This is a genomic window from Flavobacteriales bacterium (assembly GCA_013001705.1).
GTDB lineage: Bacteria > Bacteroidota > Bacteroidia > Flavobacteriales_D > JABDKJ01 > JABDLZ01.
The window spans coordinates 1-7,770 of record JABDLZ010000186.1 but is presented as its reverse complement, the minus strand read 5'-3'; the positions used below and the strand labels follow the sequence as shown (position 1 = coordinate 7,770).

Genomic DNA, 7,770 nt, shown 5'->3' with positions numbered 1-7,770 from the left:
CTTCGATATCACCTACTGGATTGAGCAATCCACTCTTGCCATGCTCTACCACCTCAGGGATACCCCCTGCATCGGTCGATACGACTGGACATCCGCTCGCCATGGCCTCCAAGGCACTCAATCCGAAGCTTTCATGCTCAGAGGCCTGGATATAGAGATCGGCCACTGCCATGATCTCTTCGGGCTTCTTGAGTTTACCGAGCATGATGACCTTATCGCATGTTCCCAGCTCTTTGCAAAGAGTCTGCACCCGACTGCGCTCCGGTCCATCTCCTATTAAGAGGAGCTTGCAATCCAACCTGTTCTGCAAGAGCGCAAAGGCGCGAATGATATCATCGATGCGCTTGACCGGTCTGAAATTGGAGGTGTGTACCAAGAGACGCTCTCCGCGAGAGGCAAAGCTTTGATGGAGTTCTTCATTGAAGGGCCATTGATACCTCTTGGTATCGATGAAATTATGGATGACTTCTATCTCCCGGTCTATCGAGAAATTCTTGAGAGTGTCTTCGCGTAAACTATTGGACACAGCCGTCACCGCATCGGATTCATTGATGGCAAAGGTGATCACCGGCTCATAGGAAGAGTCCTTACCTACCAGGGTGATATCCGTCCCGTGCAAGGTGGTGATGAATGGGATATGACGCCCTTTGCGTGCCATGATGCTACGCGCCATGAAGGCCGCTGATGCATGGGGGATCGCATAGTGGACATGGAGTAGGTCGAGATCGTGATATTCCACCACTTCCACCAGTTTGGAGGTCAGCACCAATTCATAGGGTGCATACTTGAAAAGCGGATAATCGGTGACGGTCACCTCGTGATAGAAGATATTGCTCCTCGCCTTCCCGAGCCTGACCGGTTGATCATAGGTGATGAAATGGACCTCATGGCCCTTGGCTGCCAGAGCGATTCCTAATTCGGTCGCCACCACGCCACTCCCTCCAAAGGTCGGATACAGTACTATTCCAATGCGCATACAAGAAATTATCGAACACAAATCTACGATGGCCCTTTGCATCGAAGGGAAAGTATTTTAGCACGATGAATTCTGGACGTGGATTGCTACTGGCCCATTTTTCGGTGCTGCTCTTTGCCCTTTCCGGGGTGATCGCCAAGGTGGTGGACCAATCAGCAACGGTTCTCACCTGTGCACGTTCTCTCTTGGCAGCCGTGGTACTGGGTGCGGTGCTCTATTTCAGCCAAGGCTTACCGCGGGTATCGGGGAAGAACCGTTGGGTCCTCCTGCTCTCAGGTCTACTGCTGGCACTCCATTGGATCGCCTTCTATCACAGCATCAAGGTCTCTTCTGTGAGTATCGGTGTGGTGGCGGTATCCACATTCCCAGTGATGACAGCCGTGCTCGAACCCTTGATCATGCGCAGACCATGGTCCTATTCATTGCTCATAGCCCCCTGCTTCATCTTGATCGGAACGGCCATTCTTCTTGGATTCTCACCTGAACCGGATGATGTCCACGGGCTACTTTGGGGATTCACGGCAGCGTTGCTTTTCGTCTTCGTCCATCTGATCAATAAGCTTCAAGTCATCGACCTGGATGGGAAATCACTGAGCTTCATCCAACTAAGTATCGCAGGATTGGTACTTCTCCCCTTGGGGATCATAGGCTATGACGCGGGTACAGCGCATCACACGCGTGACATATTCCTGATCATCTTCTTGGCCGTATTCAGTACCGCACTGGCCTATGCCCTTTTCATTCAGAGCATGAAGACCCTGAGTGCCAGTACGGCTGCCATACTCACTGGATTGGAGCCGGTCTACGCTATGATCATTGCTATCCTCTTCCTGGATGAAGACTTCGAACTACGCATTGTTCTAGGAGCTTTGATCATTCTGATCACTGTGGTCTGGAGCTCCTTCCGCTCGGTACGTTCCCTCGCAGCGGTCCAGAAGAAGCTTAAAGAACGTATCGATGTCTAAGAATCAAGAAACACCCTGACCTACATGAAAGTTTCCATCCACTGGTTCCGCAGAGACCTACGGCTCGATGATAATCATGGGCTGTACAAGGCCTTGGAATCCGACCATCCTACCATCCCGCTTTTCATCTTCGACTCTGATATTCTGGAAGAACTCCCTGAGGACGATGCCCGAGTGACCTTCATCCATCAACAGTTGAGCGATATGCACGCTCAATTATTGGAGAAAGGAAGCGGCATGGTCATACAACATGGTAAGCCTCTGGAGATCTGGAAGAAATTGATCAAGGGCTATGACATAGCTGAAGTCCATACCAACGGAGACTATGAACCCTACGCGCTTCAACGGGATGAATCGATCCAGAAACTACTGGCTCAACATGACATTCCATTTCACATGCACAAGGACCAAGTGATATTCGAGAAGGATGAAGTGGTCAAGGATGATGGCGACCCCTACACCGTCTATACACCTTATAGCAAGAAGTGGCTGAGCCAACTGGAAGAATCGATGCTCGAGCCCCATTGGTCGTCCAAGAATATGCATCGCTATCACGAGTTCAAAAAAAGGCCGGATCTACCTAGCCTGGCGGATATAGGATTCAAGGAGAGCGCGATCAAAGTCCCCGCGTATGATATCGATGAGGAGTTGATCTCCACCTATGATAAGACTCGGAATCTCCCTGCGATGAGTGGAACATCAAAGATCGGAGCTCACTTGAGATTCGGGACTATCAGTGTGCGCAAGGCCTTCAAACGGACCTATGAGGTGAATATGACCTATGCCAAGGAGTTGATCTGGCGGGAATTCTTCATGCAGATCCTTTATCACTTCCCGCATGTGGTCGAACATAATTTCCGTAGGAAATACGATGCGGTGAAATGGAGGAATAATGAGGAAGAGTTTGAAAAATGGTGCAAGGGAGAGACAGGATATCCCTTTGTGGATGCGGGTATGCGGGAATTGAATGAGACCGGATTCATGCACAACCGGGTGAGGATGATCACAGCGGGCTTCTTGACCAAACATCTATTGATCGATTGGCGCTGGGGCGAGGCCTATTTTGCAGAGAAGCTCTTGGATTATGACCTATCCAGCAACAATGGCAATTGGCAATGGGCTGCGGGTACGGGCTGCGATGCGGCCCCATATTTCAGGGTCTTCAACCCTACCACCCAGATCGATAAGTTCGACAAGGACAGGAAGTACATCCGTCAGTGGGTGCCTGAATTCGAAAGCGATGATTATCCAGAGCCTATGGTCGAGCATAAGATGGCCCGGGAAAGAGCATTGGATACGTATAAGACGGCCTTGAATTGATACGGGCAACTTACTTTTGCAGGCCATGTCATTGACTGAAGAAATAGAGAAGAGAAAGACCTTTGCCATCATCTCCCACCCGGATGCTGGTAAGACTACGCTTACAGAAAAGTTCTTGCTCTACGGAGGGGCTATTCAGACCGCTGGTGCTGTGAAATCCAATAAGATCAAGAAGACCGCTACTTCTGACTTTATGGAGATAGAGAAGCAACGTGGAATCTCGGTGGCCACCTCGGTCATGGGATTCGAATATCAGGGTCTGCATATCAATATCCTCGATACACCAGGTCACCGCGACTTTGCTGAGGATACCTATCGCACATTGACCGCAGTGGATTCGGTCATCCTGGTCGTGGATACGGTGAAGGGTGTGGAGGCGCAGACCGAGCGCCTCATGGAAGTGTGCACCATGCGCAAGACACCGGTGATGATCTTCGCCAATAAGATGGACCTGGAAGGTAAAGATGCCTTTGACCTGGTGGACGAACTGGAGACTCAACTCAATATCAAAGTACGCCCCCTCTCCTGGCCCATTGGCGTGGGCGCTACCTTCAAGGGCATCTACAATCTGTATGACTCTTCGGTCAAACTATTCGCAGCCGGCAAGACCAAGGTGGAGAAGGATGCTATTGTAGTGAAGGACCTGAGCGATCCCATCCTGGATGAGATGGTAGGTACGCAACTGGCCGATCAACTCCGCGAGGATGTGGAGTTGATCAATGGGGTCTATGAGGAATTCGACCCGAGTGTCTACACCTCGGGAGAAGTAGCTCCGATATTCTTCGGATCGGCCATCAATAATTTCGGAGTACAGGAACTCTTGGACACTTTCTGCCGCATCGCTCCACGTCCACAACCTAGAGAGACCACGGAAGGAGAAGTGGATCCTATCGCAAAGGATTTCTCCGGATTCGTATTCAAGATCCACGCGAATCTGGATCCCAAGCATCGGGACCGTATCGCTTTCTTGCGGGTGTGCTCTGGGAAGTTCGAGCGCAATACTTTCTATCACCATGTGCGCGAGAGCAAGAAACTGCGATTCTCCAATCCTACGACCTTCATGGCCAGCAGCAAAAGCCTCATCGAAGAAGCCTATCCCGGGGACGTGGTAGGCCTGTATGACACGGGAAATTTCAAGATTGGCGACACATTGACCGAGGGACAAGAATTCATGTTCAGAGGTATCCCCTCCTTCTCACCGGAGATCTTCAGAGAACTGGTCAACAAGGACCCCATGAAGAGCAAGCAACTCGAAAAAGGTATCCAGCAGCTGACCGATGAAGGAGTAGCACAGCTCTTCGTCAAGCAGATAGGCAATACCCGTATCGTAGGTGTGGTGGGCGAACTGCAGTTCGATGTGATCAAGTATAGATTGGAGCACGAGTACGGTGCCAGCTGTGAATTCAGGCCACTCAACTTCCACAAGGCCTGCTGGTTGACCTCGGATAACCCGGCCAAGCTGCAGGAGTTCTGTAGGATCAAGCATAGCGAGATCGTTCTGGATAAGGATGGGAATTACGTCTACCTTGCCCCTTCTGCTTGGATGCTCAACCTGGAGAAAGAGAACAATCCGGACATAGAGTTCCACCTGACCAGTGAATTCAAGACACGCAATGAAATGGCGTGAAGTTTGCTGAGTGGAGAGACGTTATAACTTCGCTCTGTCGAAAACGTAAAATCGCTCAGGTATCAATCGAAAGCAATGAAAAACAGATTCATTCTCTCCCTATCGATCCTTACTGGACTTCTCTTCTTCACATCATCCCTCTCAGCCCAGGGATACCGTATCACCCTGGATGTGGGCAGCTTGAAGGACAGCACAGTGTATCTGGCCAATTATTTCGGTTCCAAACTCTACTATGCTGATACCGCTCGATTCAATAAGAAGGGGATAGCTGTATTTGAAGGGGAGGAAGCGATGCGAGGTGGGAAATATGCATTTGTACTCCCCGGCCCTAAGCTCTACGAGGTGCTGTTGGATGAGGACCAGCACTTCGAGATAGAGAGCGATACCAGCGATTTCATCGGCAACATCGAGGTCAAGGGCTCGGATTGCAATCAGGTGTATTACGAGTACATCCAGTTCATCAATCAGAAGAAGAAAGAGGTGAGCCAACTCAATGAGGCGCTGGTAGAAAATGCTTCGGACTCGGTCAAGAGCGGTGAGATCAGCACACAGATCGTACAGATCAATAAGGATGTAGGAGCCAAACAGAGGGAACTCTTGGAGAAGCATCCCGATAACTGGGGCGCACAGGTCATCGGCATGACCATACCGATAGAGATTCCGGATCCTCCCAAAGATGAGAATGGAGTGGTCACCGACTCGCTTTTCCAGTACCGATACTATGTCGAACATTTCTTCGACAATGTGCCCTTGGATAATCCAGCTATCGCCCGTACCCCGGAATTCGACAAGAAGTTCAAGGATTTCTTCAGCAATGCGATTCTACAGAATCCCGATACAGTCAGCCGCTACGCAGATGAATTCATCCAGAAGGTGGATTATGACGAGGAACTCTTCAAATACGTGGTGCACTATCTGACCTATAGCTTCGAGACGAGCAAGATCATGGGTATGGATGCCGCATTCGTGCATATGATCGAGAACTATTATATGACGGGCCGCACGCCATGGATGGACAGCACCAGCATGGCCAGCGTCACCGATCGGGCCATGCGCATGAAACCCACCTTACTAGGTAAGAAAGCGCCTATGATGAACCTCCATGATACCACAGGCACACGATTCACCTCGCTCTATGATGTGGATGCCGACTATACGGTCATCTACATCTGGGATCCCGAGTGTGGACATTGCAAGAAGGAGAATCCCAAGGTGGTCAAGATGTATGAGAAGTTTGCTGATAAAGGGGTGAAGGTCTATGCGGTAGGCAATCCCCATGAGAATGAGGAATGGGTGGAATATCTACGTGAGCACCCGGAAATGGGCAAGTTGATCAATGTATCGGATAGTCCCGAGCACCCGGACTACTTCCGCACGTACTATGATGTACACTCCACTCCTGTAGTCCTGCTTTTGGATAAGGAGAAGAAGATCATCGCCAAGAAGGTCGGGATCGACCAACTGGAGCAGATCATCCAGCGTGAACTGGATAAGAAGGAAAGCTGACCTGAATTCCGAGGTCAAGCGGTATTCCGCAGTCCGAAGACCAGACCGAGTATGGCCACTAAAGGCATAGCCACAGACATCCATGCTGGGTGAGGAATCATAAATAGATTCATCACGGTGAATACGCAGATGATGATCCCGGCCGTCATAGCAGCCTTGCGATTATCCTGCGACACTCGGGCAGCCACCCAGGTGGCTACGAATGCGCCCACGCCCTGAGCGAGCACAACGAGCCACTTGGCTCCAGTAGGTATGATTTCTATGTGAGCAGCTACACTTTCAGGGTCATCCGGAATCATAGAGTCCGGCATATCGAAGAGCAGGTCCATCAGCCATACCTCGAGTATGGCCACGGCTATTCCGCCAGCGAAGACGCCAGCGAGAATGGAGAGAAGGATACGTAACATAGGTTATTGATTGTCGGTGCTTCGGTAAAATTGGCCTTTACAAGATAAGAAAGGCTTTAAAAAAGGTGATCCCGGACGAATCCGGGATCTTTTCTACCTCTTATAACACATTAGACCAAGGAATTGTCTCTCAACAATCGTCTTTAAGACGGAAAGGATAGAAAAGGTCACATATCTCAGAAAAAAAATGAAATTTGCCCTCAAATCGAGAACTATGGGAGAGCACTTAGAACCAGAAGAAAATGAGATCGGAGGACCGGTCATAGTAGCCGTTGCCGTTCTGGCATTCATCATTTTGATCATCTACTTCTGGGCCAGCTGATCAGGAGAATTCCTTCTTCTCCACCAGGATGTACCAGCCTGGAGAGATCTCCAGATACCCTTGGTCGTAGCAGTATCGATATTCCTGTTCCTTTTTTGTCTGATACACTTCGGTGAAGTAGTTGAAATCGAATCCCGCACGTATCAGATCCTCTCTTTTCACCTTCTTCTTCCCTGTCGGATTCATATCCAATAGGATCCTCCGGTTCTTCCTGAGAATGGCATTCGTTCTCCGTATGGCAGCATTGGCCGCTCTGTTCCTGCGGTTGTTCCAAGTATTCTTACACTGTTCGCTACAGAATTTCTTGTCCTCCCTTCCGTGGATGGAAGTGCCACATTCTTGACAGGCCTTTTGAGAATCATTGGGCATGGCGATGAAAATAATGGATTGAAGGGATTCGTCAAGTCCAATTGATGTCCGGAATCACTCAACGTAATATTGCGATATTGCTATCATCTCGGATCGAGACGTTATCGAATGGCTGACATTCACATTTTCAGGAATCCTGTTTCTCTAGAAGTTGTTTGAGTTCTTCGGTGAGATCCTCTTCACGATCCACGTCATTCAAAGTGCTCAAGATGTGATAGGATGCTTCGTGCTTCTTCAAGTCGAGCACGGTGTCCAAGAATACATCTTCAGAGCTCCAC

The 7,770-nt window shown here is 49.7% G+C and carries 8 protein-coding genes; 4 read left to right on the top strand and 4 right to left on the bottom strand.

All coding sequences use genetic code 11. The features are described 5' to 3' along the window. On the bottom strand, nt 1-976 hold a 976-nt coding region (gene bshA / locus HKN79_07650; GenBank protein ID NNC83435.1), incomplete at its 3' end, for an N-acetyl-alpha-D-glucosaminyl L-malate synthase BshA. A gap of 65 nt (nt 977-1,041) precedes the next feature. On the opposite strand from bshA, the gene HKN79_07645 reads away from it, so the two are divergent. The 4 genes from HKN79_07645 (at nt 1,042) to HKN79_07630 (ending at nt 6,394) form a co-directional block, all read left to right on the top strand. Further along, nucleotides 1,042-1,941, top strand: coding sequence for an EamA family transporter (locus HKN79_07645; GenBank protein NNC83434.1), 900 nt, complete (start codon nt 1,042-1,044; stop codon nt 1,939-1,941). 24 nt (nt 1,942-1,965) lie between these two features. Beyond that, on the top strand, nt 1,966-3,261 hold the full coding sequence (locus tag HKN79_07640; protein NNC83433.1) for a deoxyribodipyrimidine photo-lyase: 1,296 nt from the start codon (nt 1,966-1,968) through the stop codon (nt 3,259-3,261). Nucleotides 3,262-3,286: 25 nt separating this feature from the next. Beyond that, complete coding sequence (locus HKN79_07635; GenBank protein ID NNC83432.1) at nt 3,287-4,888, top strand: peptide chain release factor 3; 1,602 nt, start codon at nt 3,287-3,289, stop codon at nt 4,886-4,888. Nucleotides 4,889-4,963: 75 nt separating this feature from the next. Then, the gene (locus HKN79_07630; GenBank protein NNC83431.1) at nt 4,964-6,394 is read left to right on the top strand and encodes a DUF5106 domain-containing protein; all 1,431 of its coding nucleotides are present in this window, start codon (nt 4,964-4,966) and stop codon (nt 6,392-6,394) included. 14 nt (nt 6,395-6,408) lie between these two features. Here the strand turns inward: HKN79_07630 and HKN79_07625 are convergent, their stop codons facing one another. From HKN79_07625 to HKN79_07615, 3 genes are all read right to left on the bottom strand, one after another. Next, nucleotides 6,409-6,801 (bottom strand): hypothetical protein, encoded by a 393-nt coding sequence (locus HKN79_07625; GenBank protein NNC83430.1) that lies wholly within the window; start codon nt 6,799-6,801, stop codon nt 6,409-6,411. A gap of 322 nt (nt 6,802-7,123) precedes the next feature. Further along, the gene (locus tag HKN79_07620) at nt 7,124-7,492 is read right to left on the bottom strand and encodes a DUF2116 family Zn-ribbon domain-containing protein (GenBank protein NNC83429.1); all 369 of its coding nucleotides are present in this window, start codon (nt 7,490-7,492) and stop codon (nt 7,124-7,126) included. Nucleotides 7,493-7,619: 127 nt separating this feature from the next. After that, nucleotides 7,620-7,770 (bottom strand): glycosyltransferase (locus HKN79_07615; protein ID NNC83428.1); only part of this gene is annotated, 151 nt, incomplete at its 5' end.

Excerpts from the sequence above, each read along its gene's own strand:
- HKN79_07640 (NNC83433.1), top strand. The coding sequence starts at position 1,966 with ATGAAAGTTTCCATCCACTGGTTCCGCAGAGACCTACGGCTCGATGAT.
- HKN79_07625 (NNC83430.1), bottom strand. The coding sequence starts at position 6,801 with ATGTTACGTATCCTTCTCTCCATTCTCGCTGGCGTCTTCGCTGGCGGA.
- HKN79_07620 (NNC83429.1), bottom strand. The coding sequence starts at position 7,492 with ATGCCCAATGATTCTCAAAAGGCCTGTCAAGAATGTGGCACTTCCATC.
- HKN79_07630 (NNC83431.1), top strand. The coding sequence starts at position 4,964 with ATGAAAAACAGATTCATTCTCTCCCTATCGATCCTTACTGGACTTCTC.
- HKN79_07645 (NNC83434.1), top strand. The coding sequence starts at position 1,042 with ATGAATTCTGGACGTGGATTGCTACTGGCCCATTTTTCGGTGCTGCTC.
- HKN79_07635 (NNC83432.1), top strand. The coding sequence starts at position 3,287 with ATGTCATTGACTGAAGAAATAGAGAAGAGAAAGACCTTTGCCATCATC.